This window comes from Tepidimonas fonticaldi, from assembly GCF_001675355.1.
Lineage (GTDB): Bacteria > Pseudomonadota > Gammaproteobacteria > Burkholderiales > Burkholderiaceae_C > Tepidimonas > Tepidimonas fonticaldi.
The window spans coordinates 114,240-140,698 of record NZ_LZDH01000034.1 but is presented as its reverse complement, the minus strand read 5'-3'; the positions used below and the strand labels follow the sequence as shown (position 1 = coordinate 140,698).

Here is a 26,459-nt window from a genome sequence, read left to right as displayed (position 1 = left end):
GCCCTGGCGCGGCAAGCCGCAAGTCATTCGCTGCGACAACGGGCCGGAGTACATCAGCGCCGCGCTGCTGAACTGGGCCAGTGCCCGCGGTATCCACATCGAGCACATCGAGCACATCCAGCCCGGCAAGCCCCAACAGAACGCCTACGTGGAGCGCTTCAACAGGACTGTGCGCTATGAGTGGCTGTCGCAGTACCATTGGTGCGATCTTGATGAGGTCCGCGAGTTTGCCACGCAATGGATGTGGCGCTACAACCACGAGCGCCCGAACATGGCCTTGGGCGGCATCACCCCAAAACAGCGGCTGGCCATGGCCGCATAGCTCTACTTCTCGGAGCGCTGGATTTCGGGGGGATTACCCTCAGCGGCCAAGACCTGGAGCAAACCCTCTTGCGCTACGCTTGGCTCTACAACCACCATCTGCCTCAGACTGCCCTCGATGCCCGCACGCCCATGCAGGCCATGAAGGACTGGTATCGGCGAAGATCGGATTTGTTCCAAAAGCGACCCCATAATCATCCGGGACATGACAACCGACGCACTCGATCCTTTTCTTGATCCGTCAAAGCCGACGACGGCGCCTGAGGAGATCACCAGCACCAAGAAGTGCATTGCCGCTGGCGACTTGGTCGTTTCGCGTCTGCGCTCGTACCTGCGAGAAATCGCCGTTGTGCTGCCGAGCGATGATGGGATCACGGCAGTTGCTTCGACCGAGTTCATCGTCCTCAGGCCGAAGAAGGGAACAACGCTGAGTGTCGAAGCGCTGTTGATCTACCTGCGCTCTCGCTTGCCGCAGATCGTCTTCAAGTGGTCCCAGGACGGCTCGAATCACCCACGATTCGATGAACGCGAATTGTTGAATCTGCCGGTACCGCGGGCACTGATCAGCGATCAAGCCACCTACCAGACGGCGGTGCGCCACATGGTGACGCATCGCCAACGCGCCACCCGCCTCCTCGATGCTGCCAAGCGCGCGGTCGAGATCGCCATCGAGGAGTCGGAAGCCTCAGCACTGGCGTATCTGGCCGCCGCCAACCCGCCCGACGCGGCCGATTGAGCCCCAGGTCATGGACCACGCCACCCTCAGCGCCTTGCGCGACCGCCACCCCGCCTGGCGGCTGCTGGCCTCGCCGCACGCGCCGCTGGTGGCGAGCTTCCTGCACCGGGTGTTCGTGGCGCCGAATGTGCGGGTGATGAGCGAGGCCGATCTTGTGGAAGCTTTGGAGGACGAGCTGTTCACCCAGCGTGAGCAGTTGGGGCCCGAGGCCTACCCCAAGGGCGCGCAGGACTACCTGAACGACTGGGCCGCGCCCGACAAGGGCTGGCTGCGCAAGTTCTACAAGCCAGGCACGGACGAGGCGCAGTTCGACCTGACGCCGGCCACCGAGAAGGCCATCGCCTGGTTGCTGACGCTGACCGAGCGCCCCTTCGTCGGCACTGAATCACGTCTGCTCACGCTGTTCGCGTTGCTGGAGCAGATCACCGCCGGCACCGAGGCCGACCCGATCAAGCGCGTGGCCGATCTGCGCAAGAAGCGCGATGAGTTGGACGCCGAAATCGCCCGCGTGCTCGCGGGCGACGTGCCACTGCTGGACGACACGGCGGTCAAAGACCGCTTTCAGCAGTTCCAGCAATTGGCGCGCGAGCTGCTGGCCGACTTCCGCGAGGTGGAACACAACTTCCGCCTGCTCGACCGCAAGGTGCGTGAGAAGATCGCGCTTTGGGAAGGCGCCAAGGGGGCGCTCTTGGACGAGATCATGAATGATCGCGATGCCATCGGCGACTCCGACCAGGGCCGCAGCTTCCGCGCCTTCTGGGACTTCCTCATGTCCAGCCGGCGACAGGAGGAACTCTCCGAGCGGCTGGAGCGGGTACTTCGGCTCCCCGCCGTCGCTCAGCTTTCGCCCGACCCACGCACCCGCCGCGTGCATCACGACTGGCTGGAGGCAGGCGAGCACACGCAGCGGACGGTGGCCCAGTTGTCGCAGCAGTTGCGCCGATTCCTGGACGACAGAGCCTTTCTGGAGAACCGCCGTATCCTGGACTTGCTGCATGGCATCGAGAGCAAGGCGCTGAGCCTCCGCGGGGCCGTGCCCGCTGGTACCGTGATGCATATCGACGCGATGGCGGCGGACATCGAGCTGCCGCTGGAAAGGCCGTTGTTTACGCCGAGCGTGAAGCCGCGCCTGGCTGATATGGCGCTCGTCGCTGGCGAGGGCGACATCGACACCGCGCGCTTGTTCGATCAGATCGTGGTGGACAAGGCGCGTCTGCGGTCCGCCGTGCAACGCGCACTGCGCCAAAAGGCGCAGATCACGCTGCGTGAGCTGCTGGAGCTTGAGCCGCTGAAACAAGGATTGGCTGAACTTGTGGCCTACCTGGAGCTGGCCCATGCTGGGGACGGCGACGCCCTGGAGGGCCTGCGCGCCATGGTGGACGAGGCCGTGCAGGACACCATCCGCTGGCAGGCCAGCAACGCCGAGGGAGAAGCCGTGACGCGCGAGGCGCGCTTGCCGCGGGTGATCTTTACGCGTTGACGGCGGTCACAAGTGGTAGATGGCCAGGTAGGGTAGAACATGAACGATGACGCACTGCACGAGAGCGATTCGGTGGAGTCGCCACCCAGCGCGCTGCCGGCGGTGCCCGAGCTATCGCAACTGATGGTGCACCTGCTCAAGGGTGTGCTCTACCGCGACGACGACGAGCGCTTGTGGGCCAGCCTCTTGCGCCTGCAGGCGCGGGTGCGGGAACAGGCCGCCGTGCTGCTGCTCGACCTGGTGCTGGACGAGGCCGAGGGCCATGCTTTTCTGAAAAGCCGCCCGGACCCGGACGAGGCCGAGGGGGCGCCGCGCCTGCCACGGCTCGTCGCGCGCCGGCCGCTTTCCTACCCGGTGAGCCTGATGCTGGCGCTCTTGCGCCGCCGCATGGCCGAGTTCGACGCAGGCGGTGGAGACACCCGGCTGGTGCTCTCGCGTGACGACATCGCCGAGCTGATGCGGGTGTTTCTGCCCGATGGCACGAATGAGGCTCGGCTGATCGACCAGGTGGATGCGACGATCACCAAGGTGGTCGATTTGGGCTTTCTGCGCCGTCTCAAGCCTGCTGCTGGCGGTGGGCAGGACAGAGGCCACTTTGAAGTGCGGCGCATCCTGAAAGCTTTTGTCGATGCGCAGTGGCTGGCGGAGTTCGACGCGCGGCTGGAGGTCTACCGCACGGCGCTGTCGGGCGGCGCGAGTCTGGGTACCGGCCAGGAGAAGGCGGATGCGTGAGGCACCGATGGACGCTGGGACACTGGGCCTGGACTTCGTCGCTGACGACAATCGCGTCGGCTTCCGCCTTGACCGGCTGGAAGTGCTCAACTGGGGCACCTTCGACAAGCGCGTGTGGCGGCTTACGCTTGCCGGGCGCAATGGCCTGCTCACGGGTGACATCGGTTCGGGCAAGTCCACGCTGGTCGATGCCATCACCACCTTACTCGTGCCAGCGCATCGCGTGGCCTACAACAAGGCGGCCGGGGCGGATGCTCGCGAGCGCTCCCTGCGGTCCTACGTGCTGGGCCACTATAAGAGCGAGCGCAATGAAGTCACGGGGAGCAGCAGGCCCGTGGCGCTGCGTGATGCGTCGAGCTACTCGGTCATCCTCGGTGTCTTCCGCAACGAGGGCTATGACCAGGCCGTGACGCTGGCCCAGGTGTTCTGGTTGAAGGACCCGCAGGGCCAGCCGGCGCGCCTGTTCGTGACCGCCGAGCGGGCGCTGGCCATCGCCGAGGACTTCAGCGGCTTCGGCAGCGACATCGGCGCCCTGCGCAAGAAGCTGCGCGGCGCCGGCTGCGAGCTGTTCGACAGCTTCCCGCCCTATGGCGCCTGGTTCCGCCGACGCTTCGGCATCGAGCATGAACAGGCCCTTGAACTGTTCCACCAGACCGTCTCGATGAAGTCGGTGGGCAATCTCACCGACTTCGTGCGCAGCCACATGCTGGAGCCCTTCGACTCGGGGCAACGCATCGAGGCGCTGATCCGCCATTTCGACGATCTGGACCGGGCGCATCAGGCGGTGCTCAAGGCCAAGCGGCAGGTGGAGATGCTCACGCCCTTGATCGAGGATGGCCATCGTCATCAGTCGCTGGCCGCCGAGATTCAGGGCTTGCGGGAGGCGCGCGATCAGCTGCGACCGTATTTCGCCAAGCTCAAGGGCGAGCTGCTGGACCGCCGCCTTGACCTGCTGGCGCAGGATGCAACCAGGCTGGATGCGCAGATCGAGCGTCTCGACGCCCAGCGCGAAGCCGAGCGCATCGAGGTCGGCCGTCTGGAACGCGCCCTGCGCGACAACGGCGGCGATCGCCTGGAGGAACTGGCAGCAGAGATTCGCCGTCTTGAGCAGGACAAGGCGCAACGCAAGCAACGCGCCGACCGCTATCGCGACTTGCTGGCGCGCATCGACGAGACGGCGCCGGGGGATGAAGCCGGCTTCCTCGCTCAACAGCAAAGCATTGCCCAGCGTGCCGAAGACTTGCGCGAGCGCATCGCCGACTTGGACAACCGCGAGCGCGAGGAGGACTTCGCGTTTCGCAAGGGCCGCGAAGAGCACGCGGCCTTGTCCAACGAGATCGACAGTCTCCAGCGTCGCAAGAGCAACATCGACGCCGCCCAAGCTCGCATTCGCGAGGCGTTGTGCGCGGCGTTGGGCATCGGCGAGGACGAGCTGCCTTTCGCGGGCGAACTTATCCAGGTGCGTGACGACCAGCGCGATTGGGAAGGCGCCGCCGAGCGGCTGCTGCGCGGCTTTGGTCTTGCTCTGCTGGTGCCGGATGCGCACTACCAGGCCGTGGCGGACTGGGTGGACCGCCAACATCTCGGCGCCCGACTGGTGTACTTCCATGTACGGCAAAGGAAGGGGGCGCAAGGCGGGATGCTGCATCCGCAGTCGCTGGTGAGAAAGCTCCAAATCAAGCCGGACTCGCCGCTCTACGAGTGGCTGGAGCAGGAACTCAAAAACCGCTTTGACTTCGCCTGCTGCGACACCGGCGAGCAGTTCCGCCGCGAGGGCCGCGCCATCACGCGCGCAGGGCAAATCAAGGACCCGAGCGGTCGCCACGAGAAGGACGACCGCAGCCGGATCGACGACCGCAGCCGCTACGTGCTCGGCTGGAGCAACGCCGACAAGCTGCGGGCCTTGCGTGACCAGCGGGAGCGTCTGGAGGCAAGGCTCGCCACACTTGGGCAGCGCCTGGGCGAGATCCAGCAAGCGCGCAACGAGCTGCGGGGGCGGCTGGAGGCACTGAGCAAGCTGGAAGAGTTCACGCGCTTTGCCGAAATAGACTGGATGAGCCCGGCGCGCCAGATCGCGCTGCTCGCCGAGGAGCGCGTGCGGCTTGAAGCCGCATCCAACACGCTGCAAGAGCTGGGGCACCAGCTCAAAGCGGCGCAAGGCCGGCTCGCGGAAACGGAACGCAAGCGCGACGAGGCCCGAGACAAACGCGCTGAGGTCGCAACCAAGCATGCGACGGCGCAGGAACTGCGGAATCAGACGGTCCACATTTGGAACGACTCGCCGCTGACGGAGGAGCAGATCGAGCACCTGGATGGATATCGTTCGAAGGCGCTGGGCGAGCATCAACTGTCGGTCGAGTCTTGCGACAACCGCGAGCAGGAGGTGCGCCAACGGCTGCAGCAGCACATCGACGCCGAGGACAAGCGCCTGGCGCGGCTCACCGAGCGCATCGTCAATGCCATGCGCGGTTTCAAGGAGGAGTTCAAGGCCGAGACCGTCGAGATGGACGTTGCACTGGCGGCGCTGCCGGAATACGAGCGGATGCTCGACGGCTTGAAGCGCGATGACCTGCCGCGATTCGAGGTGCGCTTCAAGGAGCTATTGAACGTCAACACGATCAACGAGATCGCCAATTTCAACGCCCAGCTCGCCCGCGAGCGCGAAACGATCAAGGAGCGCGTCGATTTCATCAACCAGTCGCTTGAGGCCATCGACTACAACCCCGGCCGGTACATCAAGCTGGTGGCCCAGCCCAGCCCGGATGCAGAAATCCGCGACTTCCAGCAGGATTTGCGGGCGTGCACCGAGGGCGCGATGACGGGCTCGGCCGACGAACAGTATTCGGAAGCCAAGTTCTTGCAGGTCAAGGCCATCATCGACCGCTTCCGAGGTCGTGAAGGGCTGTCGGACGCCGACCGGCGCTGGACCGCCAAGGTCACCGACGTGCGCAACTGGTTTTTGTTCTCGGCCAGCGAGCGCTGGCGCGCCGATGGTGCCGAGCATGAGCACTACTCGGACTCAGGAGGCAAGTCGGGCGGCCAGAAGGAGAAGCTGGCCTACACCGTGCTGGCCGCGAGCCTGGCCTACCAATTCGGGCTGGAGTGGGGCGCCGTTCGTTCGCGGTCGTTCCGCTTCGTCGTGATCGACGAGGCTTTCGGGCGCGGATCGGACGAGTCGGCGCAGTACGGGTTGCGCTTGTTCCAGCAGCTCAACCTGCAGCTGTTGATCGTCACGCCGCTGCAGAAGATCCACATCATCGAACCCTTCGTGGCCAGCGTCGGCTTCGTGCACAACGAGGGCGGACGCGACTCGCGGCTGCCCTGCCTGTCGATCGAGGAGTACCGGGCTCAGAAAGCGGAAGGCATGGCCGAAGCCAGGGCCGCCGGAGACCGCGCGGCACCATGAGCTGGACCACGCCAGCCGATCTGCGCGCTCAGGTCCAACGCTTGTGGGATCGGGGCGACTTGCTGCGGGCCACAGTGACGGACGCCGTTTCGTGGCCCCTGCGCCTGAACGTGAAGGTCCCCGCGGCTTCCGACCTGTCCGATCGATTCGAGGCCGTTCGTGAATGGGTGCGCGCCATCGCCGATACCCCTCAGGTCCGAATCGAATGGCGCGAGTGGAATCACCGCGTCCAGGGCATGCAGCGGCTCCCAGCGACCGTCTGGATCGATACCCTGCAAGACGCCTTGGCCTTCATCGGCAAGGTTCGGCAAGCGCAGCGGTTCGCGGCGCTCTGGCACAAAACGGCAGCCGCGCAGCCGCCGCTGCTGGCGTGGCTGTCTCGGCGGCCGATCCAGGCGCTGGATCTGGTCGACCGCTGGGATCGTCTGCTGGCCGTCGTCGCATGGCTGCAGGCCCATCCTCGACCGGGCGTGTACCTGCGCCAGGTTGACGTGCCCGGCGTGGACAGCAAGTTCATCGAGGGCCACCGAGGCGTCTTGGCCGAGTTGCTGGACCTGGCTCTGCCACCCGAAGTCATCGAGCTTGACGCGACCGGCGTCGCGCAGTTCGCGCGCCGATTTGGCTTCCTGGACAAGCCCGTCCGGATTCGGTTTCGCCTGCTCGACCCGTCGCTGCCCAGCCTTCCGGGCTGCCCATCTTCGTCGCAGAACCTGCCCGACATCACGCTGGACGCTGCGAGCTTTGTGGCGCTAGCGCTACCGGTCCGGCGCGTCTTCATCACCGAGAACGAGACCAACTTCCTCGCCTTCCCGCCGACTGCGGACGCCATCGTCGTTTTTGGCGCAGGCTACGGCTGGGAACCGCTGGCGCGCGCCTCGTGGCTGCATCGTTGCCAAATGCATTACTGGGGCGACATTGACACCCACGGGTTCGCCATCCTCGACCAGCTGCGTGGCCACTTCCCCGGCGTGGCGTCCTTCCTCATGGACCGGGAGACGCTGCTTGCCCACCGACTGCACTGGGGCGAAGAGCCCGAGCCTGTGCGCTACGATTTGCCGCGTCTCACGCCCGAGGAGGCGGCGGTCTATGACGAGCTCCGGTTCGATCGCCTGCAGCCCCGACTGCGTCTGGAGCAGGAGCGCGTGGGGTTTGGTTGGTTGACCGACCAGTTACGCAGCGGGTTGTGAGCGGACCGATAAAAGACCATATTCAGTCCTGTTCGATCTCAGCAGTGGGCCCATGCGCTACTCATCCCCAGTCAAGTCCATCAGTCAGCTACCTCAAGGCCAACGCTGCCGAGTTGCTGACCCAGCTTGCGGTGCTGGCACGTCGGCTGCTAGGCGCCTGACCCGCGGCGGTTCTGCGCGGTGATGGCACCTCCGCCGACCCCGGCGCGGCTACAATCCCTGCCGTCACTGGGGAGTAGCCGCTCTGCGACCGCCAGAGGCCTGCGTCAACATGCTTGGCAGTTTTGCCATGGCGCAGGCGGTTTCCGGACTTGGCAAGACCTTTGACCAGGGTGCCTCCGACTCGGCCGGGGATGCGCCGTGGTCATTCGTCTTTGCTCCGGCCGGGAACCGTCCATGGAATCTCTCTTCGTCTCGACGGGCGTCGTCGCCCTGGCCGAAATCGGCGACAAAACGCAGCTGCTCGCCTTCCTGCTGGCGGCCCGCTTCAAAAAGCCGCTGCCGATCATCCTGGGCATTCTGGTCGCGACGTTGGCCAACCATGGCCTGGCCGGGGCGCTGGGTGCCTGGATCACCGCCACCGTCAGCCCCCAGGTGCTGCGCTGGGTGCTGGGCCTGTCGTTCATTGCAATGGCCGTCTGGACCCTGATCCCCGACGAAATCGAGGAGGACGAGGTATCGATTGCGCGGCGCTTTGGCGTCTTTGGGGCCACGTTGGTGACCTTCTTCCTGGCCGAGATGGGCGACAAGACGCAAATTGCCACCGTGGCAATGGCGGTGCACTACGCCGCGCCGCTGATGGTGGTCATCGGCACCACGCTGGGCATGTTGATCGCCGACGTGCCGGCGGTGTTCGTGGGCGACAAGCTGGCCAACCGCATTCCGATGCGGCTGGTGCATGGGGTGGCGGCCGCCATTTTTGCCGGGCTGGGGGTGCTGACGCTGATGGGGGCGGGTGCCTCGCTGGGAGTGTGACGCTCAGGCCGGGGCGGGCCCGTCGGCGGCGTCTTGGCGGCCGTCGCACGGGCGCATCGCTGCGCCGTCCGCCCGGCGTCGATGGACTGTCGGCGGGCGTCGCCGTGCTGGTGCAATCGTTGTATGCTTATTGAGCGATCAAAAAGAGAGGGCTGAAAGCCGCTCGGCCCCGAGCCTGCCCCCGAAGGAGTTGCCCCCATGTCTTCTGTCGCCCTGTCCCGCCGCCGCTGGTTGCAAATCGCCGCCGGCTCCGGCCTGGTGGGGGCCGGCCTCGCCACCATGCCGGAGGTGCGGCTGTTTGCCCAGCAGTTGCAGGACTTTATCGAGGGGCCGCCGGTGCCCGATGTGAAGCCCGAGCGCATCGCCCCCCACGTTTGGATGATTTACGCTCAGGACGGCTTTCCCACGCCGGAAAACCGCGGGGTGATGGCCAATGTGGTGTTCGTCGTGACTTCGGTGGGGGTGGTGATGCTCGACGCCGGGTGCTCGCTGCAGCACGGCGAGATGGTCGTCCGCATGATCCGCACCGTGACCGACAAGCCCGTGGTGGCGATCTTCAACAGCCACTACCACGGCGACCACTGGCTGGGCAATCACGCCTTCGTCAAGACGTACGGCGAGGCGCTGCCAATCTACGCCTTGCCGCACACCATCGAGCAGATCAAAGGGGCCGAAGGCAGCCTGTGGCGCAGCTTGATGGAGCGCTGGACCAACCAAGCCACGATGGGCACACAGGTGGTGGCGCCCAACCGGCCGGTGCAGCACGGGCAGACGTTCACTTTTGGCGATGTCACCCTGCGCATGCACCACTACGGCAAGGCGCACACGCCGTCCGATCTGTGCGTGGAGGTGGTGCAGGATCGCTTCACCTATGTCGGCGACATTGCGATGGAAAACCGCATCGCCAACATCGACGATGGCTCCTACCCGGGGACGTTCAAGTACTACGAAGCGCTGCAACAGGCCGCCGGCGACCAAGTGTGGTGGCCGGGGCATGGGCGTGGCAGCAAGACGCTGCTGCGCGACTACGGCACTTTCCTCAAGGGCATTTGGGAGCCGTGCGTGCAGGCCGTCAAGGACGGCGTGCCGCTGGAAAAGGCCAAGGAACTCGTGCTCAAGGACCCCCGCGTGGCCGCACGGGCGCGGGGGATGGCGGGGTTCGACTCCAATATTGGCAAGTACACCAGTTTGGCGTACTTGGAAGCCGAGCGGGAGCTATTCTGACCCCACGGCCTTCCTGGGCCGGCGCTTTGGCGGCAGCCGCCACCACGGCAGCGTCGCGGTCAGAGAGAGCACGGCGCCGCAGTCCTGCGGCGCATAGCCTGGAATGCCGGCCAGTCGCGCCTGCCAGGCGGGCGTGGTCAACACGTCGCGCAGGGCGCGCAGCCCGGGTTGCTCCAGGGCAGTTTCGAGGCAGGCGAGGGCATAGCGTTCGCGCACCAAGGGGACGAAGCCCAGCCCCAGCCGCTGCGCGGCCGCCTGTGTACCCAAGCCCGCATCGGCGCTGCCGCTGGCCACCGTCTGCGCAACGGCGGCGTGCGAGGGCTCGCAGCGGTCGTAGCCCGGCAGCTCCTGCGGTTGCAGGCCCGCTTCGCGCAGCAGCTCATCCAACAGCAGCCGGGTCCCGGTGCCTTCGGGCCGATTGACGTAACGCAGCCGCCAGCGCACGACGTCCGCCAGACCGCGCAGCCGGCGGGGATTGCCTGGGGGGACGATCAGGCCCTGCCAGCGCTGCGCAAAGCCCAGCAGCTTGTGCCGCCCCGGGGCGAGCAGCGGCCGGTAGGCGCGCGCAGCGGGGCTGTCGATGCCTGGCTGCTCACGCGTGTGAAAGCCAGCGACCACGCAGCGCCCGTCGTCGAGTGCGCGCAGCGCTTCCACGCTGCCGCAAAAGCGGATGTCCAGGTGCAGGCGCGCGTGTTCGGCCGCGTGTGTCTGCAGCAGCGGCAGGGCGTCGTCGTGGCTGGCGTACAGCGGCAGCACATGGCTGTCCGGGTCGAAGGCCAGCGCGAAGGTGCGCTCCAACTCGGCCCGCAGGGCCTCGATCTGTGGCATCAGGCGGGCCTGCGCCAGCCGCTCGGTCCAGATGAGTTTTTCGGCAAACGGGGTGAGGGTGGCGGCCTGGCCCCGCTCCCAGTGCACGAGCGGTTGACCGAGCCGGTCTTCCCACGATTTGAGCTGTCCCCACGCATGTCGGTACGACCACCCCAGCGCACGCGCCGCCGCTGCGATCGAGCCGCCAGTGCGCACGGCGTACAGCAGATCCATCAAGGGGTTGCGCAGCGGGGCGGCATGGTCGCTGCCCGTGTCGTCCAGAAGGTAGTGAAGCCCAATCCTGCGCATGCCCACAGTGTGCCCGATGTGACGGGGGCACCGCCTGCGCTGCCGGTGTCCCCAGGCCTATGCACGCCGCTGCATACCGGGAAAGCCACGGGCGCTTGCCGTTTGCTCGGCCGCTACGATGCACGGTCATGGAGTCTTTTGCGCAGGGGTTGGCGGTTGCCTGGGGGTTGGTCCTGTCGGGGGACGCGACGTTGCGGCAGATCGTCGCGCGGTCGTTGGCGGTCAGTGCGACCGCTTGCGGGTTGGCGTGCGTGCTGGGGTTGTCGATCGGAACATGGCTGGCCGTGGCGCGTTTTCCGGGGCGCGCTGCCGTCGTGACGCTGGTCAATACGCTGCTGGCGGTTCCATCGGTGGTGGTCGGGCTGGTGGTGTACCTGCTGCTGTCCCGCTCGGGGCCGCTGGGCTTTCTGGGGTGGTTGTTTACGTTTCAGGCCATGGTGCTGGCGCAGACGGTGCTGGTGTTGCCGTTGGTCATCGGGCTCACGCGCCAGGTGGTGGAGGATGCGGAATCGCAGTACGGCGAGCAGTTGCGCGCGCTGGGCGCCGGGACGGTGTGGCGCGGCTGGCTGCTCGCTTGGGATGAGCGGTACGCGCTGCTGACGGTCGTGATCACGGCGTTTGCGCGCGCGGTCTCGGAGGTGGGGGCGGTGATGGTCGTGGGCGGCAATATCGATGGCTTTACCCGCGTCATGACGACGGCGATTGCGCTGGAGACCAGCAAGGGCGATCTGCCGCTGGCGCTGGGGCTGGGCATCGTCCTGCTGGGGGTGGTGCTGATCCTGAATGCCCTGGTGGCGCTGCTGCGACGCTGGCGCGAACGGGCGGATGGGCCTACACTGCTGGAGGCGCGCGCATGACGCCGCTATATGACTTTCGCGGGGTGCACGTCCGTCTGGGCCCTGCGGGGCAGGTACACGCCTTGCGCGGGATCGACCTGCGCGTGCAGTCTGGCGAGCGCGTGGCGCTGGTGGGCAGCAACGGCAGTGGCAAGAGTACGCTGTTGCGTACGCTCATGGGTCTGTTGCCGGTGGGGGGCGTATTGCACCGCGCCCCGGGGGTGCGTGCGGCCCTGGTGTTCCAGCGGCCGTACCTGATGCGCTCGAGCGCGTTGCACAACGTGGCGATTGCGCTGTGGTTGCAGGGGCAGCGCTGGGCACAGGCGCGGGTGCTGGCCCTGCAAGCGCTGGAGCGGGTGGGCCTGGCGGCCTACGCGGGGCGCAACGGGCGGACCTTGTCGGGGGGGCAGCAGCAGCGGTTGGCCCTGGCCCGGGCCTGGGCGCAGCACCCCAATGTCTGGCTGCTCGATGAGCCGACCGCCAGCCTCGATCCGCAGGCCCGGCTCGAGGTCGAGGCCTTGATCCGCACTTTCGCCGCTCCTGGCGCCTCACCAGCGCAGGAGGGGGGAGGGACTCTGATTTTCAGCAGTCACCAACTGGGGCAGGTGCGGCGCCTGGCCAGCCGCGTCGTCTATCTGGAAGCAGGGCGCATTCTGGCCGATCTTCCTGTGGATGATTTTTTCGACCCCGATGTCCTGGCGCGGCATTCGCCTCAGGCTCGTGCTTTTGTCCTTGGAGAAACCCCATGAAGTTGCTATCCTGGTTACTGACGGCTGTCGGCTGTCTCGTGGCGTGGACGGTTCACGCGCAGCCCCTCGTCGTGGCTTCCACCACCTCGACGGAGCAGTCGGGTCTTTTCGGCCACCTATTGCCACGGTTTCGACAGGCGACAGGGATCGAGGTCAAGGTGGTGGCGCTGGGGACCGGGCAAGCGATCGACATGGCGCGCCGCGGCGATGCCGATGTGTTGTTCGTGCACGATCAGGCGGCCGAGGAGCGCTTCGTTGCGGAAGGCTGGGGGGTGCAGCGGCTGGAGGTCATGTACAACGATTTCGTGCTGGTGGGGCCCAAGACGGATCCCGCCGGTGTTCGGGGGCGCGACATCGTGGAGGCGCTGCGTAAGGTGGCGGCAGCCGGCGCGCCGTTCGTCTCACGCGGCGACAGGAGCGGAACCCACGCCGCCGAATTGCGGTTTTGGGCGCAGGCGGGGCGACCCGAGCCTGGATGGAGCGGCTATCGGCCATGCGGCTGCGGCATGGGGGCCGCGCTCAACATGGCCGCCGCCACCGCTGCCTATGTGTTGACGGATCGCGGCACTTGGCTGAACTTCAAAAACCGCGCCGATTTGGCCGTGCTGGTCGAGGGGGACCCGCGCCTGTTCAATCCCTACGGGGTGATTCGAGTGAACCCCGAACGACACCCACACGTCAAGACGGCAGCGGCACAAGCGTTTGTGGATTGGATCACCGGGCCTATGGGGCAAGCAGCGATTGCCAGTTATCGGATCGGGGGGGAGGCGGCCTTCTTCCCGAGCGCGCGGCGCTGATCGGCGCGGCAGGTGTTGCCGGCCTCAGCGCTGGGCCAGCTTGCGATAGACCGTTGCCCGGCTGATTCCGAGTTGCCGCGCCGCTTCGGCCACATTGCCGCCAGCTTGCGCCACGGCGTGGCGGATGAGGGCCGCCTCCCGGCTTTTGAGAGGTAAGCTGGGGCCGTGTTGGGTGTCGTCGCCCCCCGACTGCGCCAACACCAGCAGCCGCAGCCCCAGCCAACTGGGTACTTCGAGCGGCCCGCGCCCCCGTCGCGCGGCGCTGAACAGGTCGCCATACGGCACGGCAAACACCTCGTCGGCGTGGGGCCAGCCGCCCGCGCTCGCCCCGATGTTCGCCCGCAGGTCCAGCATCTCGGTGGCCGTGCGGTTGGCGCCCACGATGCGCCCGTCGGCGTCGAGGATCAGGAGGCCATCGTCGTCATCGCCCGGCAGATGCCCGGGCCACGTCAGTCGCAGGCTCAGGGCATGGGGGCGCAACAGCACCAGGGCGTTTTCGATGCGGCGCGCCGTCACGCTGACCAAGTGCTTGAGGGCGCGGCGCTCCGGCGCCATGACACCGGTCAGATCGAGCATGCCGATGCATGCGCCGTCGGGGTCGAACAGCGGTGCCCCGGCGCAGCTGTAGACCGCGGTGTTGTCGAAGAAATGTTCCCCCCGGTGCAGCCAAACCGGCATCCGCTCGGTCAGCGCGGCGCCGATGGCCGAGGTGCCGATCGCGCTCTCCGACAGATCCACGCCGATGCGGGCGATTGCATGGATATGCCGGTTGCCGGGATCGACCGGGCCGTGCACGTCGATGACGATTCCGTTCGGATCGGTCAGCAGCGCAAAGTAGCCGGTGTCGGACATTGCCCGACCCAGCGTGCGGTCGATGATGGGGGTGGCCGCCTGCCTCAGGGTCTGGCTGGCTTCCAAGGTCCGCCGCATCACGGCGGCGCTGACACTGTCGAACACCACCCGCTCGCCTGGGCGTTGCCCGCGTGCCAGGCAGCGGCGCCACGAGGACGCGATCCACGGCTCGAGGCCCGGCACATCCCCGTCGAGCTGCGGGCCGTCGAGCATCCGGCGCCGGGCTTGGTCGATGGCGACGGTGCGGGCGTGCGGGGGGATCGGCCGCGGGCTGACCGATTCGCCGGGGCGGGTGGGGGCAAGGGCCAAGGTCGTCTCCTGATCGTTTTGGGGCTCCGCCGGGGCAATTGGACGGCAAATGCCGATTCGGCGCGACGCCCGTCGTACACGTTCACTGTCGCATTTTGAGAAATTCCGCACGCCTCCCCGGCCGACTAGGGTTATCCCCAAGGATGGCAGGGGATTCTCCTACAACAATACCAAAGCGGTGAACTTCACAAGGGCGTCCTTGCGGCCCCGCTACCCAGGAGACCAAGCATGCAAAAGGTGCTGCACATCGATCCGGCCAAGTGCACGGGCTGCCTTCAGTGCGAAATGGCCTGCTCGTTCGAAAACTACGGCACATACGCCACGTCCAAATCGCGCATCAAGGTGTTCGACTTCCACCACACCGGGCGCAAAGTGCCCTACACCTGCACCCAATGCGACGAGGCGTGGTGCCTGCATGCCTGCCCGGTGGAGGCCATCACGGTCGACAAGGTCACGGGAGCCAAGGTCGTCAACGAGACCACCTGCGTCGGCTGCAAGGTGTGCACCATTGCCTGCCCCTTCGGCACCGTCAACTACGTGCAGGAAACCGGCAAGGTCCAAAAGTGCGATCTGTGCGGTGGCGATCCGGCCTGTGCCGATGCCTGCCCCACGGGCGCCATCACCTTCATCGATGCCAATTGGACCGGCATCGACCGCATGAAGCAGTGGGCCGACAAACTGGGCAACCAGACGGCCGCGGCCTGATCGTCAAAGGAGCACGAACATGTCTTGGGCTGGAAAAATCCTGCGCGTCAATCTGACGGCCGGCACCTGCATGGCCGAGCCGCTGAACATGACCTGGGCGCGCCAATACCTGGGCTCGCGCGGGCTGGGCAGCAAATACCTGGTCGAGGAAGTGGACCCCAAGGTCGATCCGCTGTCGCCCGACAACAAGATCATCTGGGCCACCGGGCCGCTGACGGGCACCATGGCCTCCACCGGCGGACGCTACACCGTCATCACCAAGGGCCCGCTGACTGGGGCCATTGCCTGCTCCAACTCCGGCGGTTACTGGGGGGCGGAGCTCAAGATGGCCGGCTGGGACATGATCATTTTCGAGGGCAAATCGCCCAAGCCGGTGTACCTGTACGTCAACGACGACGTGGCCGAGCTGCGCGACGCCTCGCACCTGTGGGGCAAATCGGTCTGGCAGACGGAGGAAATCCTCAAGAGCTCGCTGCAGGACCCGCTGCTGCGCATTTCCAGCATCGGGCGCGCGGGCGAAAACCAGGTCCTGTACGCGGCAGTGGTCAACGACCTGCACCGCGCCGCCGGCCGCTCCGGCGTCGGGGCGGTGGCGGGCAGCAAAAACCTCAAGGCGATTGCCGTGCGTGGCACCAAGGGCGTGGGCAATGTCCGCGATCCCAAGGCCTTCATGCAGGTCACGAAAGAAAAGAAAAAGATCCTGGCCGACAACGCAGTGACGGGGCAGGGGCTGCCCAAATACGGCACGCAGGTGCTGATGAACGTCATCAACGAAATCGGCGCGTTGCCCACGCGCAACCACCGCGACGTGCAGTTCGAGGGGGCCAAAGACATTTCGGCCGAGGCCATGCTGACGCCGCGCCCCACCGACGGCAAGACGCACCTCGTGACCAACCAGGCGTGCTTTGGCTGCACCATCGCGTGCGGGCGCATCAGCAAGATCGACGAGACGCACTTCAGCGTGCAGAACAAGCCCCAGTACTGGGGGGCCAGCGGCGGGCTGGAGTACGAGGCCGCGTGGGCGCTTGGGGCCGCCAACGGCGTGAACGATCTGGAGGCGCTGCAGTACGCCAACCTGATCTGCAACGAGCACGGGATGGACCCGATCAGCTTTGGGGCCACCGTCGGTGCCGTCATGGAGCTGTACGAACTGGGCGTGCTGACCAAGGAACAGATCGGCATCGAAGCGCCGTTTGGCTCCGCCCGCGCGCTGTGCGAGCTGGCGGACATGACGGCCAACGGCGTCGGGTTTGGCAAAGAGATCGGGCTGGGCTCCAAACGCCTGTGCGAGAAGTACGGCCACCCCGAGCTGTCCATGAGCGTCAAGGGCCTGGAGTTCCCCGCCTACGACTCGCGCGGCATCCAGGGCATGGGCTTGGCCTATGCGACCAGCAACCGCGGTGCCTGCCACCTGCGCGGCTACACCGTGGCGTCCGAGGTGCTGGGCATCCCCGTCAAGACCGACCCGCTGACGGCCGAGGGCAAGCCCGAGCTGGTCAAAGCCTTCCAGGACGCCACGGCGGCGTTCGACTCGGCGGGCATCTGCATCTTTACCAGCTTTGCCTGGGGGCTGGCCGACGTGGCGCCGCAGGTTGCGGCCGCCTGCGGCGACGAGTACACCACCGAGGAGCTGGAGCGCATCGGCGAGCGCATCTGGAACATGGAGCGCGAGTTCAACAACGCCGCCGGCTTCACGGCCAAGGACGACAGCCTGCCGCCGCGCCTGCTGACCGAGCCCGCCAAGAGCGGCCCCGCCAAGGGGTTGGTCAACAAGCTGCCCGAGATGCTGCCCAAGTACTACGCGGTGCGGGGTTGGGACGCGGAAGGCCGCCCGACCGCCGAAACCAAGGCGCGACTGGGCCTTTGATCCAACGCACGACATGACCCACCACGTCATTCTGGGGGCCGGGCCGGCCGGGGTGATCGCGGCCGAAACCATCCGCAAGCATGCTCCGGCGGATCGCATCACGCTCGTCGGCGACGAGCCGGAGCCGCCATATTCGCGCATGGCGATTCCGTATCTGTTGATCGGGCACATCGACGAGGCCGGCACTCACCTGCGCAAGGCGGCGGACCACTATGACCGCCTGTGCATCGAGCGGGTGCAGGGGCGGGCGACGGCGGTGGACGCCGCGGCACGCACGGTGTCGCTGGACGGCGACCGCACGCTGACCTACGACCGGCTGCTGATCGCCACCGGCTCGCGGCCGGCCCGTCCGCCCGTTCCCGGCATCGATTTGGCCGGCGTGCACCATTGCTGGACGCTGGCCGATGCCCGCGCCATCATGGCGCGCGCCAGGCCCGGTGCCCGGGTGCTGCAGCTGGGTGCCGGCTTCATCGGCTGCATCATCATGGAGGCGCTGCAGCAGCGCGGCGTGGCGTTGACCATCGTCGAGATGGGTGACCGCATGGTGCCGCGCATGATGGGGCCGGCCGCCGGCGGCATGATTCGCGACTGGTGCGAGGCCCAGGGCGTGGCGGTGCACACCGGCACGCGGCTGGAGGCCATCGAGCGCGGGGCGCCGCTGTGCGTGCGTCTGTCCAACGGACGGCACGTCGAGGCCGACCTGGTCATCATCGCCGCCGGGGTCAAGCCCGCCATCGGCTTCCTGGAAAACTCGGGCATCCGCTGCCTGCAGGGCGTGCTGACGGACGAGCACATGGAGACCAACGTCCCCGGCGTCTTCGCGGCGGGCGACTGCGCCGAGGCGTTCGACAAGGTCTCGGGCACCACCATCGTCAGCGCCATCCAGCCCAACGCGGCCGACCAGGCGCGCGTGGCCGCCCTCAACATGGTGGGGCAGCGGGCCGAGCTGCGCGGCGTCACGCAAATCAACGTGCTCGACACATTGGGCCTGATCTCCACCAGCTTCGGCAACTGGCAGGGCGTGCCCGGTGGCGACCGCGTGGAGCGGGTGGATGCGCAGCACCACAAGGTGCTGAGCCTGTGCTTCGACGGTGACGTGATGGTCGGCTGCAACAGCGTGGGTTGGACCGACCACATCGGCGCCCTGCGCGGGTTGGTCGAGGGCAAGGTCCGCTTGGGCGCGTGGAAGCGCGAGCTGATGCAGGATCCGACACGCTTCATGGCCGCGTACCTGGCCACCGCCCAGGCGCAGTCCCGGTGGGCAGGGGCGGCCGACACCCGTCGGCGCTGAGGAGCCGCGTTCGCATGCAGGTCACATTCAAGCTGTTCGCGACGCTGGGGGACTACCTGCCCCCTGGCGCGCGCTTCAATCAGATCGAGCTGGAGGTCCCCGAGGGCACCACGGTGCAGACCGTCATTGACCACCATCAGCTCCCCCCGAAGCTGGTGCACCTGGTGCTGGTCAATGGTGTGTTCGTGCCCCCGTCCGAGCGCGCCGGGCGCGCGCTGGCCCCGGGGGACGTGCTGGCGGTCTGGCCGCCAATCGCTGGGGGTTGAGCGACCCTGGTCGCCCCCGTCCGGACCGCCCCGTCCCATGCAGTCGTATTACCCGGAGACCTTCGAGCGCGACATGGGGTGCACGGTCCAGGAGTGGCTGGGCTGGCTGCCCGCGGCGATCGGGGACCACCCCTGGTCGCGCACAGGCGACGGCGTGCAGGTCCGCATCGGCACGGGGACCCTCGTGCTTACCTGGCGACCCTTGCCCTTCCGGACCATCGCCCTGATCCGGCTGCCCCGGCTGTGGGTGGGCTTTCGCTTCGAGGGGCTGACCCCCGACGAACGTCACCGATTCATGCGCCGCTTCGATCTCTATCTGCAGCGCGGTGGCGGTTGAGTCTCGCCTCGCTGGGTCACGTGGCGCTGCCGCTTGGGCGGCCCAGTAGCCCCATCACGGTGTAGGCCAGCAGCATCGTGGCGACGAAGCCGGTACCGTAGACGATCAGGATCAGGAACCAGTCCGCCGGGCCGGCCGCGTCGGTGAAGCCCGACGACGACACCGCGGCCATCACCACCAGGGCGACACCGCCGCCGAGCAGGCCCAGCAGCTCCGACTGCACCAGCCGGCGCGACACGATGTGGCCGTCCCGCCGCCATACCCAGCCGAATCCCACCACCGTGCTCAGCGCGAGCAGCGGCAGGATCCACAGCAGCGGGCCCAGCATCTCTTGGAACACCGCGAGGAACACCAGAGGGTCGTAGGTCTTCATGATCGGGGTCTCCTAGGCGGTGAGGAGGTCAGGTGCGGCCGCGCAGCATGCTGATGTAGGTGGGTTTGAGGGCCATCGTCTTCATGACCCAACTCACCCACAACTCCTCCAGCGGCGCGATGAAACCGGGGAACGACTGATAGAGGTTGTCCTGGTAGTCGAACTCGATCAGCATGGCCCGACCCAGCCGGGTGATCAGCGGACACGACGTGTAGCCGTTGTATTTGTCCTGCGAGGGCTTGCCGCTGATGTCGCCGACCAGGTGATCCACTGCCACCGGCACCTGCCACTTGACGCTGGCGGCCGTCTTGCCCTTGGGCACGCCGGCGATGTCCCCGACGCCGAACACGTTGTCGTAGCGCTTGTGGCGCAGCGTCTCGCGGTCCACCTCCAGCCACCGCTCGCGGGCGAAGGGGCCGTCCTGCCAGGGCAAGGGACTGTCGCGCACCACGGCGGGCGCGCGCATCGGGGGCACGACGTGGATGAAGTCGTACTTCAGCTCCGTCGTCCCGGCGATCGAGCGGTACGTGGCGAGCCGGCGCCCCAGGTCGATGGACACGAGTTGGTGCTCGTAGTGCGGACGGATGCCGCGGTCCTGAAACAGCATGCGCACCTTCTCCGAGACGATGGGGACGGAGAACAGCGTTTTTTGCGGCGCGAGGTAGTGCAGCTCGGCCTTGCCCCGCATGCCCGCACGGCGCAGACGGTCGTCGGTGATGAAGGTGTACTTCAGGGGCGCCCCGGCGCACTTCATGTCGGTGTGCGGGCGGCCGAACAGCCCGACCCCACCTTGCGCGGCGAAGGCGGACATGACTTTCCAGGTGGCCGCGGCCGCCTCCGGGCCGTTGTACACGCTGCCCACCCCGTCGCGGCCGATCCAGGCGGTGTCCATGCCGTCGATGGCCGCGTAGTCGAGCTCCAGGCCGCAGGCGACGATCAGGAAGTCGTAACCCACCTTGCGCCCACCCGCCGTGGTCACCCGGCGCGCCTCGGGATCGATCTCGGCGGCGGCCTCCTGCACCCATTCGACGCCGGCCGCGACGTACTCCTGCGTCGTCGACACGACGTAGCTGACGGGCTTGATGCCGGCGCCCACCAGGGTAAAGCCGGGCTGGTAATAGTGGTCGCGCCGCGCGTCGATCAGGGTGATGCTCGCCTGCGGCAGGCGGCGGCGCAGGTGCGAGGCGCTGGCCAGTCCGGCCGCCCCGGCCCCGACGATGACGATGCGGGCCTTGCCGTCCACCGGTGTGGGGTCCGACCGGGACTCCCCGGGGGCGGCCATGAGCCCCAGGGCACCGAGTGCGGCCAGACGTGCGAGCGCCTCGCGGCGATCGGGATCGAATCGGACCATGACCGTCTCCTCATGGATGGTTGATACCCTTGGGAGTTTGTATGATGGGAGCGGAACGCGCGGGATTCCTTGATCCAGCGCAAGCGTCCCGCCCAATCGACCCCGGAGAAACCCGAACATGGACACACCGACCACCGTCACGCTCGTCCGCCGCAGCGGCTACCAGTTCGCGATCGATTTCGGCCTGGGCACGCCCCCCTTGCTCAGCGACGAGCCGCCGCCGCTGGGGGACTCCCACGGGCCGACCCCGAAGCACTTGCTGCTCGCGGCGGTGGCCAACTGCCTGAGCGCCAGCCTGACCTTCGCGCTCACCAAGTTCAAACAAGACCCGGGCGCACTGACCACGGTGGCGCGCGCCACCGTCGGCCGCAACGAGGCCAATCGCCTGCGTGTCCAGCGCATCGAGGTGGACATCCGGCTGGAGCGTCCAGGGACCGCCTACGAGCACCTGGAGCGGGTGCTCGGTCAGTTCGAGGAGTTCTGCACCGTCTCGATGAGCGTGCGGCAGGGCATCCCGATCGACGTGCGTGTGATCGGCGGCGACGGGCAGGTGCTCAAGGGCTGAGTCAGCGCCGCTGCTCACCGCCGAGCGCGGCGAGCAGGTCGCCGATCAGCGCCGACAGCTCGCCCGTGGCGATGGCGGCGTCGGTGTCGAAACCGTCGCCCTCGCCAGCGTCGTTGTCCTCGAAGACGCCGTCCTGGAAGGCGATGCGGCGCAGTTGCGCGCCGTCGGTCAGCACGAAGCTCACGCGGCCGTCCCAGTCCAGGGCCAGCTTGGTCGGCCGCTTGCCCTGCGCCAGGTGCCGCTGCATATCCTCGGTGTCGAGCACGTGGCGGGTGAAGCGCACCACCGCGGGGCTGTCGCCGTCGCTCTTGAGTTCGGCGTCGCGGCCAGGGGCGAAGTGCGTGGGCCAGTCCTGCGGCGCGGAGCCGAGCCAGCCGGCCATCGCCGTCGCCGGGGACAGTGCCGTCTCCAGCGGCTCGACACGCAGCCCGTCCAGCGCCCGGACCAGGGCGGTCACCACCGCGTCCACGCGCTTGGGCGACGTGCTGTCGAAGGCGATGCGCCCCGCGCCCACGTCGAGCCAGATCTGCACGTCCACCGCCTGCGCGAAGGCCATCGGCAGCAGCTCCTGCAGGATCGCTTCCTTCAGGTCGCGTTGCTCGCGCCGGCCCGGCTGGCGGCCCTCGGAGGCTTCGATCTGGGCGCAGCGCGCCTGCAGCGCGCGCTTGACGACGGCCCCGGGCACGCGCTTGGTCTCAATGCGGTAGCGCATCAACCGGTGGCCCGCCACCGACTCGACCAGGGGGGCATGGGGCTGGCCGCGCGGTGGCACCCAGCCCTCGCTCTGCATCTGGGTGGGGCCGCAGGGGTGGAAGGGCAGGGCCGCCAGGGCCTGCTCCATCTGTTCCAGGGTCGCGGCAAAGCCGTCGCCGATGCGAAAGACCGTCAGGTTCTTGAACACGGTGTGGGGAGCTCGTCGACGGCCGGACGTGCCATCGGTTGCAGGAACCGGCGGCATGCCGGCTGCGGGGATGCTGGAGCGGGCGATGGGAATCGAACCCACGTCTTGAGCTTGGGAAGCTCAGGTCCTACCATTGAACGACGCCCGCGTCGCCCCAGTATTGTAGAGCAAAGCCCGGGCGGGGCCGGGCCGTTCACGGTTTGCCGAGCAGGAAGTACAGGCCCGTGTAGCCGCGGGGGGCGTGCACCAGGCCGAGGTAGACGGGGCCGATGGCCGTGTCCGCGCCCAGGTATGCGCTGCTGCCCCAGCGCAGGTTGTCGCGGTAGCCCGACAGGCGCAGCCGCTCCGTCGCATCCCAGGCCCCGCCGGCCTCCAGCGTGCCTCCGACGAACAGCGCCCGCGCCACGCCCGGATTCAGCGACAGTCGCCGGTAGTAGCCGAGCCGCAGCAGCATCAGGGCATTGCCGGCCACCTGGCCGACCCGGTAGCCGGAGAGCTGCTGGAAGCCGCCCAGCGAGTACTCGTCTGCGGCGCCCGGCGGCAGCGCGGTGGAGCGGCTGAGGCGTCCGTAGAGGTTCCAGACGTGCGGCCCGTCGCGAAAGACCTCGTTGAGGCTCGCCTCCCAGCGGATGAAGTCCGTCGCGGTCCCCCGGGCGCGGTAGTGGCCACGTTGCCACTCGATCTGGTAGCGGTGCCCCTGCCCGGGGAAGTTGGCGTGGTCCAGCTGATCCGAGACCCACGCCAGGCGCCACGCATACTCGCGCCAGCCCACGTCGCGCAGCGTGCCGCGGCCGACCCGCTGGTTGTCGTAGTCGATCAGCGAGCGGCGGCGTGCGGCGATCGCACCGACGCGCACGTCGCCCCAGTTGCCGGCCCGCCCCAGGTGCCAGCCCAGGTCGGCGCCGATGCGCGTGGTGCGGCGGTGGAACAGCGCCAGGGGATCGCCGCCGGCGTCGAACCACTCGATCTTGCGCAGTTCATGGTCCGCGTACGCGCTCGTGAAGCGGCTGCGGTCGTCGCCCAGCGGCTGGTACCACTCGGTGCCCAGCGCCACCGTCGCGCCCAACTCCACCCGGGTGCGCCACTGGGCGCCCCGGTGGCCGGCGTCGCGCAGGGTATGGCTCAGGCGCAGGCGGAAGTCACCCTGGCCCTGGAAGTCGGTCTGCAGGTTCAGTCCGAGCCGAAGTTGGTGCCGCGCCCCGTCGTCGTCGCGCAGCCGGTAGATCAGGCCCTCGCCCGTGCCGTCGGTGGCGGGCGCCAGCCGGTAGTCGAGCTGGACGTAGTCGTCCAGCGCCACCAGCCGGCCCAGGTCCTCCTCGATGCGGTGCGGCTCCAGGGCATCGCCTGGGGCCACGTCGATTTGCCGCATCAGCCGCGCCGCCTGTGCCGACGAGACGCCCTCGATGCGCACGAAGGCCAGCGAGTCGGGCAGCGTTGCCAGCAGGGCCTCGTGCCGCGTCTGCCGCGCGGACTGCCACGCCGCGTAGGCCACTTCGTCGAGCGCGAAGCGCCGCAGGGCCTCGATCACGGAGGCCCCGTAGCGCTCCCCGATCGCCATCAGCGCCGGGCCCTGGTCGAAGCTGGCCGCCGTCAGCGAGCCCAGATCGGGGGTCAGCAACAGGTCGCGGCGGTTCAGGCCCTCGATGCTGCGGCGGACGTTTTGCTCCGTCAGGATGTTGATCATCTGCACCGTGACGCCCAGCGCGGTGCCCAGCGTTTCGCGGCGGGCCAGCGGGGTGCCGATGTTGACGGCGATGACGATCTCCGCCCCCATCGCCCGCGCGACGTCCACCGGCAAGTTGTTGACCAGGCCGCCATCGCCGAGGATGCGGCCGTCCCACTCCAGCGGCGAAAACACGCCCGGCACCGACATGCTGGCGCGCAAGGCGGCGGCCAGATCCCCCGACGAGAGCAGCACCGGCTCGCCCGTCTCCATGTCGGTCGCCACGGCGCGAAAGGGCGTGGGCAGCGCGTCGAAGTCCGGCAGGTGCCGGGTGTGCAGGGTGTAGCGGCGCAGCAGCAGCTCAAGCGACCTGCTCGACACCGCCCCCTTGGGGAACTGGAACTGGCCGTCCTTGAAGCCCAGCCGCACCGCAGGCGAGTAGGTGAAGTCCTCCTCCTTGCGGCGCTGGGTCAGGTCCTGCCGGGGCGGGCGGTCGTCGAATAGCCGACCCCAGTCCACCGCCAGAATCTCCCGCTCCAGCGCGGCCGGGTCCATGCCGCTGGCGTACAGGCCGCCGATGATGGCGCCCATGGAGGTGCCGGCGATGACGTCCACCGGCACACGCGCCGCCTCCAGCGCCTTCAGGATGCCGACGTGCGCGAAGCCGCGCGCCCCTCCGCCCGACAGGACCAGCCCGATGCGCGGCCGGTGGCCGGAGGGCGCGGCCGCGGTGTCCGGTGCTGGCGCGGCGGTGCGGTCGAGGAGGGGGCTGGCGGCGCCGGCGGCCTGGCCGTGCGCCGCCACCAGCCAGGCGAAGGCGGCCAGCAGCCGCCAGAGACAACGGATCATGGGATGCGTGCGGAGACCATCGGCAGGGGGCGTCGCCAGTGTACGGCCACCCCCGGCCGCTCCGTCACGTCACTTCAGCACGTCGCCGATGCAGACGTACTTCAGCTCCACGTACTCGTCCATGCCGTGGTGCGAGCCCTCGCGGCCCAGGCCGGATTGCTTGACGCCGCCGAACGGCACATGCTCCGTGGCCAGAATGCCGACGTTGATGCCCACCATGCCGTATTCCAGCGCCTCCGCGACGCGGAAGATGCGGCCCACGTCGCGGCTGTAGAAGTAGCTGGCCAGCCCGAACTCGGTGGCGTTGGCGGCGTCGATGGCTTCTTGCTCGGTGCGGAACTTGAACACCGGCGCAAACGGGCCGAAGGTCTCTTCCTTTGCGCACAGCATGTCGGGGCGGGCGTCGGCGATCACGGTCGGCTCGTAGAACAGCCCGCCCAGGCGCCGGCCGCCGGTCAGCACGCGGCCGCCCTTGGCGATGGCGTCTTCGACGTGGCGCTGCACCTTCTGGACCGCCGCCTCCTCGATGAGCGGGCCTTGGTTGACGCCGTCCTCGAAGCCGTTGCCCACCTTGGCCGTGGCCACCTTGGCCGCAAACTTTTGCACGAAGGCCTCGTAGACGCCCTCCTGCACATAGATGCGGTTGGAGCAGACGCAGGTCTGGCCGGCGTTGCGGTATTTGCTGGCAAACGCCCCTTCGACCGCGCTGTCGATGTCGGCATCGTCGAAGACGATGAACGGCGCATTGCCGCCCAGCTCCAGCGACAGCTTCTTGACCGTGGGAGCGCACTGCGCCATCAGGATACGGCCGACCTCGGTGGAGCCGGTGAAGCTCAGGTGCCGCACCACGTCGCTCGCGCACAGCACCTTGCCGATTTCCACGCTGCCCGGCCCGTCGCTGGTCAGCACGTTGAGCACCCCGGCCGGGATGCCGGCGCGGATGGCCAGTTCGGCCGCGGCCAGCGCGGTCAGCGGCGTCAGCTCCGCCGGTTTGATGACGACCGGGCAGCCGGCGGCCAGTGCGGGCGCTACCTTGCGGGTGATCATCGCCAGCGGGAAGTTCCACGGCGTGATTGCCGCGCACACGCCGATCGGCTGGCGCAGCACCAGCAGGCGGCGGTTGTTGTCGAACTGGGGCAGGGTCTCGCCGTTGACGCGCTTGGCCTCCTCGGCAAACCATTCGACGAAGCTGGCGCCGTAGGCGACCTCGCCCTTGGCCTCGGGCAGGGGCTTGCCCTGCTCGGCGGTCATCAGGCGGCCCAGGTCGTCCTGGTTGGCCATGAGCAGGTCGTACCACTTGCGCAGGATGTTGGCGCGCTCCTTGGCCGTTTTGTTGCGCCACGCCGGCCAGGCGGCGTTGGCGGCGGCGATGGCCGCTTCGGCGTCGGCGGGGCCCAGCTTGGCCACGTCGGCCAGCTTTTGCCCTGTGGCGGGGTCATGCACGTCGAATCGCTCGGCGCCCGACACCCACTGTCCGTCGATCAGAGCGTCGGTCTTGAGCAGCGTCGGGTCCTTGAGCTGGGCCAGCGGGGAGGCCTTCATGTCCATCGTCGTCTCCGTCACGTCCAAAA

General features: G+C 67.8%; 24 protein-coding genes, 1 tRNA gene and 1 riboswitch. Of the genes, 17 read left to right on the top strand and 8 right to left on the bottom strand.

Features of this window, described 5'->3' with window-relative positions; all coding sequences use genetic code 11:
- The 8 genes from A9O67_RS04160 to A9O67_RS04120 all read left to right on the top strand — a co-directional run.
- Positions 1-322: integrase core domain-containing protein (locus A9O67_RS04160; RefSeq protein ID WP_156682244.1), on the top strand; the 322-nt coding region annotated here is incomplete at its 5' end.
- A 204-nt stretch (positions 323-526) separates the two neighbouring features.
- Complete coding sequence (locus tag A9O67_RS13405; RefSeq protein ID WP_156682243.1) at positions 527-1,057, top strand: hypothetical protein; 531 nt, start codon at positions 527-529, stop codon at positions 1,055-1,057.
- Between the two features lie 10 nt (positions 1,058-1,067).
- A complete protein-coding gene (locus A9O67_RS04145; protein ID WP_068607611.1) occupies positions 1,068-2,537 on the top strand; it encodes a DUF3375 domain-containing protein in 1,470 nt (489 codons plus the stop codon).
- A 39-nt stretch (positions 2,538-2,576) separates the two neighbouring features.
- Positions 2,577-3,269 carry a DUF4194 domain-containing protein gene (locus A9O67_RS04140; protein WP_068607609.1) on the top strand — a complete coding sequence of 231 codons (693 nt, stop codon included), beginning with the start codon at positions 2,577-2,579 and terminating at the stop codon, positions 3,267-3,269.
- Positions 3,262-6,675 (top strand): ATP-binding protein, encoded by a 3,414-nt coding sequence (locus A9O67_RS04135; protein ID WP_068607607.1) that lies wholly within the window; start codon positions 3,262-3,264, stop codon positions 6,673-6,675. The genes A9O67_RS04140 and A9O67_RS04135 overlap by 8 nt, the downstream gene beginning before the upstream one ends.
- On the top strand, positions 6,672-7,862 hold the full coding sequence (locus A9O67_RS04130) for a DUF3322 domain-containing protein (protein ID WP_068607605.1): 1,191 nt from the start codon (positions 6,672-6,674) through the stop codon (positions 7,860-7,862). Before A9O67_RS04135 ends, A9O67_RS04130 begins: the two co-directional genes overlap by 4 nt.
- 218 nt (positions 7,863-8,080) lie before the next feature.
- A riboswitch (yybP-ykoY riboswitch) is annotated at positions 8,081-8,254 on the top strand.
- Positions 8,255-8,258: 4 nt separating this feature from the next.
- Positions 8,259-8,837, top strand: coding sequence for a TMEM165/GDT1 family protein (locus A9O67_RS04125; RefSeq protein WP_068607603.1), 579 nt, complete (start codon positions 8,259-8,261; stop codon positions 8,835-8,837).
- A 198-nt stretch (positions 8,838-9,035) separates the two neighbouring features.
- Positions 9,036-10,061 (top strand): MBL fold metallo-hydrolase, encoded by a 1,026-nt coding sequence (locus tag A9O67_RS04120; RefSeq protein WP_068607601.1) that lies wholly within the window; start codon positions 9,036-9,038, stop codon positions 10,059-10,061.
- On the opposite strand, the gene A9O67_RS04115 is transcribed toward A9O67_RS04120, so the two are convergent.
- Positions 10,053-11,177 carry a substrate-binding domain-containing protein gene (locus A9O67_RS04115; RefSeq protein ID WP_068607599.1) on the bottom strand — a complete coding sequence of 375 codons (1,125 nt, stop codon included), beginning with the start codon at positions 11,175-11,177 and terminating at the stop codon, positions 10,053-10,055. The genes A9O67_RS04120 and A9O67_RS04115 overlap by 9 nt on opposite strands.
- A gap of 128 nt (positions 11,178-11,305) precedes the next feature.
- Between A9O67_RS04115 and A9O67_RS04110 the strand changes: the two genes are divergently transcribed.
- The 3 genes from A9O67_RS04110 to A9O67_RS04100 are packed head-to-tail and all read left to right on the top strand — an operon-like array spanning position 11,306 to position 13,559.
- The gene (locus tag A9O67_RS04110) at positions 11,306-12,034 is read left to right on the top strand and encodes an ABC transporter permease (protein WP_068607597.1); all 729 of its coding nucleotides are present in this window, start codon (positions 11,306-11,308) and stop codon (positions 12,032-12,034) included.
- A complete protein-coding gene (locus A9O67_RS04105; protein ID WP_068607595.1) occupies positions 12,031-12,762 on the top strand; it encodes an ATP-binding cassette domain-containing protein in 732 nt (243 codons plus the stop codon). Before A9O67_RS04110 ends, A9O67_RS04105 begins: the two co-directional genes overlap by 4 nt.
- Complete coding sequence (locus A9O67_RS04100; protein WP_068607593.1) at positions 12,759-13,559, top strand: substrate-binding domain-containing protein; 801 nt, start codon at positions 12,759-12,761, stop codon at positions 13,557-13,559. Before A9O67_RS04105 ends, A9O67_RS04100 begins: the two co-directional genes overlap by 4 nt.
- Before the next feature lie 24 nt (positions 13,560-13,583).
- Here A9O67_RS04100 and A9O67_RS04095 read toward each other — a convergent pair whose 3' ends face one another.
- Positions 13,584-14,720 carry a helix-turn-helix domain-containing protein gene (locus A9O67_RS04095; protein WP_231960200.1) on the bottom strand — a complete coding sequence of 379 codons (1,137 nt, stop codon included), beginning with the start codon at positions 14,718-14,720 and terminating at the stop codon, positions 13,584-13,586.
- 228 nt (positions 14,721-14,948) lie between these two features.
- Between A9O67_RS04095 and A9O67_RS04090 the strand changes: the two genes are divergently transcribed.
- The 5 genes from A9O67_RS04090 to A9O67_RS04070 are packed head-to-tail and all read left to right on the top strand — an operon-like array spanning position 14,949 to position 19,186.
- Complete coding sequence (locus A9O67_RS04090; protein ID WP_068607592.1) at positions 14,949-15,425, top strand: 4Fe-4S dicluster domain-containing protein; 477 nt, start codon at positions 14,949-14,951, stop codon at positions 15,423-15,425.
- A gap of 19 nt (positions 15,426-15,444) precedes the next feature.
- The gene (locus A9O67_RS04085; RefSeq protein WP_068607589.1) at positions 15,445-17,292 is read left to right on the top strand and encodes an aldehyde ferredoxin oxidoreductase family protein; all 1,848 of its coding nucleotides are present in this window, start codon (positions 15,445-15,447) and stop codon (positions 17,290-17,292) included.
- A gap of 13 nt (positions 17,293-17,305) precedes the next feature.
- The gene (locus A9O67_RS04080; RefSeq protein WP_068607587.1) at positions 17,306-18,583 is read left to right on the top strand and encodes an NAD(P)/FAD-dependent oxidoreductase; all 1,278 of its coding nucleotides are present in this window, start codon (positions 17,306-17,308) and stop codon (positions 18,581-18,583) included.
- Positions 18,584-18,597: 14 nt separating this feature from the next.
- Positions 18,598-18,849, top strand: a complete 252-nt coding sequence (gene thiS / locus A9O67_RS04075; protein ID WP_068607585.1) for a sulfur carrier protein ThiS — start codon at positions 18,598-18,600, stop codon at positions 18,847-18,849.
- Positions 18,850-18,886: 37 nt separating this feature from the next.
- Positions 18,887-19,186 (top strand): hypothetical protein, encoded by a 300-nt coding sequence (locus A9O67_RS04070; RefSeq protein ID WP_068607583.1) that lies wholly within the window; start codon positions 18,887-18,889, stop codon positions 19,184-19,186.
- Between the two features lie 16 nt (positions 19,187-19,202).
- Here A9O67_RS04070 and A9O67_RS04065 read toward each other — a convergent pair whose 3' ends face one another.
- Positions 19,203-19,559 (bottom strand): DUF5368 family protein, encoded by a 357-nt coding sequence (locus A9O67_RS04065; RefSeq protein WP_068607581.1) that lies wholly within the window; start codon positions 19,557-19,559, stop codon positions 19,203-19,205.
- A gap of 28 nt (positions 19,560-19,587) precedes the next feature.
- Positions 19,588-20,910, bottom strand: a complete 1,323-nt coding sequence (locus tag A9O67_RS04060; RefSeq protein WP_068607579.1) for an NAD(P)/FAD-dependent oxidoreductase — start codon at positions 20,908-20,910, stop codon at positions 19,588-19,590.
- Positions 20,911-21,028: 118 nt separating this feature from the next.
- On the opposite strand from A9O67_RS04060, the gene A9O67_RS04055 reads away from it, so the two are divergent.
- The gene (locus tag A9O67_RS04055) at positions 21,029-21,475 is read left to right on the top strand and encodes an OsmC family protein (protein WP_068607577.1); all 447 of its coding nucleotides are present in this window, start codon (positions 21,029-21,031) and stop codon (positions 21,473-21,475) included.
- A 1-nt stretch (position 21,476) separates the two neighbouring features.
- On the opposite strand, the gene A9O67_RS04050 is transcribed toward A9O67_RS04055, so the two are convergent.
- The 4 genes from A9O67_RS04050 to A9O67_RS04035 form a co-directional block, all read right to left on the bottom strand.
- Positions 21,477-22,376 carry a recombination-associated protein RdgC gene (locus A9O67_RS04050; protein ID WP_068607575.1) on the bottom strand — a complete coding sequence of 300 codons (900 nt, stop codon included), beginning with the start codon at positions 22,374-22,376 and terminating at the stop codon, positions 21,477-21,479.
- A gap of 74 nt (positions 22,377-22,450) precedes the next feature.
- A tRNA-Gly gene (locus A9O67_RS04045) sits at positions 22,451-22,524 on the bottom strand.
- Positions 22,525-22,569: 45 nt separating this feature from the next.
- The gene (locus A9O67_RS04040; RefSeq protein WP_068607573.1) at positions 22,570-24,888 is read right to left on the bottom strand and encodes a patatin-like phospholipase family protein; all 2,319 of its coding nucleotides are present in this window, start codon (positions 24,886-24,888) and stop codon (positions 22,570-22,572) included.
- A gap of 69 nt (positions 24,889-24,957) precedes the next feature.
- The gene (locus tag A9O67_RS04035) at positions 24,958-26,436 is read right to left on the bottom strand and encodes an NAD-dependent succinate-semialdehyde dehydrogenase (RefSeq protein ID WP_068607572.1); all 1,479 of its coding nucleotides are present in this window, start codon (positions 26,434-26,436) and stop codon (positions 24,958-24,960) included.
- Positions 26,437-26,459: the final 23 nt, after the last annotated feature.

Bases quoted from the DNA above. Each gene is read 5' to 3' on its own strand.
- A9O67_RS04120 (WP_068607601.1), top strand. From the start codon at position 9,036: ATGTCTTCTGTCGCCCTGTCCCGCCGCCGCTGGTTGCAAATCGCCGCC.
- thiS (WP_068607585.1), top strand. From the start codon at position 18,598: ATGCAGGTCACATTCAAGCTGTTCGCGACGCTGGGGGACTACCTGCCC.
- A9O67_RS04035 (WP_068607572.1), bottom strand. From the start codon at position 26,436: ATGGACATGAAGGCCTCCCCGCTGGCCCAGCTCAAGGACCCGACGCTG.
- A9O67_RS04100 (WP_068607593.1), top strand. From the start codon at position 12,759: ATGAAGTTGCTATCCTGGTTACTGACGGCTGTCGGCTGTCTCGTGGCG.
- A9O67_RS04140 (WP_068607609.1), top strand. From the start codon at position 2,577: ATGAACGATGACGCACTGCACGAGAGCGATTCGGTGGAGTCGCCACCC.
- A9O67_RS04125 (WP_068607603.1), top strand. From the start codon at position 8,259: ATGGAATCTCTCTTCGTCTCGACGGGCGTCGTCGCCCTGGCCGAAATC.
- A9O67_RS04040 (WP_068607573.1), bottom strand. From the start codon at position 24,888: ATGATCCGTTGTCTCTGGCGGCTGCTGGCCGCCTTCGCCTGGCTGGTG.
- A9O67_RS04080 (WP_068607587.1), top strand. From the start codon at position 17,306: ATGACCCACCACGTCATTCTGGGGGCCGGGCCGGCCGGGGTGATCGCG.
- A9O67_RS04105 (WP_068607595.1), top strand. From the start codon at position 12,031: ATGACGCCGCTATATGACTTTCGCGGGGTGCACGTCCGTCTGGGCCCT.
- A9O67_RS04085 (WP_068607589.1), top strand. From the start codon at position 15,445: ATGTCTTGGGCTGGAAAAATCCTGCGCGTCAATCTGACGGCCGGCACC.
- A9O67_RS04110 (WP_068607597.1), top strand. From the start codon at position 11,306: ATGGAGTCTTTTGCGCAGGGGTTGGCGGTTGCCTGGGGGTTGGTCCTG.
- A9O67_RS04055 (WP_068607577.1), top strand. From the start codon at position 21,029: ATGGACACACCGACCACCGTCACGCTCGTCCGCCGCAGCGGCTACCAG.
- A9O67_RS04065 (WP_068607581.1), bottom strand. From the start codon at position 19,559: ATGAAGACCTACGACCCTCTGGTGTTCCTCGCGGTGTTCCAAGAGATG.
- A9O67_RS04060 (WP_068607579.1), bottom strand. From the start codon at position 20,910: ATGGTCCGATTCGATCCCGATCGCCGCGAGGCGCTCGCACGTCTGGCC.
- A9O67_RS04070 (WP_068607583.1), top strand. From the start codon at position 18,887: ATGCAGTCGTATTACCCGGAGACCTTCGAGCGCGACATGGGGTGCACG.
- A9O67_RS04130 (WP_068607605.1), top strand. From the start codon at position 6,672: ATGAGCTGGACCACGCCAGCCGATCTGCGCGCTCAGGTCCAACGCTTG.
- A9O67_RS04135 (WP_068607607.1), top strand. From the start codon at position 3,262: ATGCGTGAGGCACCGATGGACGCTGGGACACTGGGCCTGGACTTCGTC.
- A9O67_RS04115 (WP_068607599.1), bottom strand. From the start codon at position 11,177: ATGCGCAGGATTGGGCTTCACTACCTTCTGGACGACACGGGCAGCGAC.
- A9O67_RS04090 (WP_068607592.1), top strand. From the start codon at position 14,949: ATGCAAAAGGTGCTGCACATCGATCCGGCCAAGTGCACGGGCTGCCTT.
- A9O67_RS04145 (WP_068607611.1), top strand. From the start codon at position 1,068: ATGGACCACGCCACCCTCAGCGCCTTGCGCGACCGCCACCCCGCCTGG.
- A9O67_RS13405 (WP_156682243.1), top strand. From the start codon at position 527: ATGACAACCGACGCACTCGATCCTTTTCTTGATCCGTCAAAGCCGACG.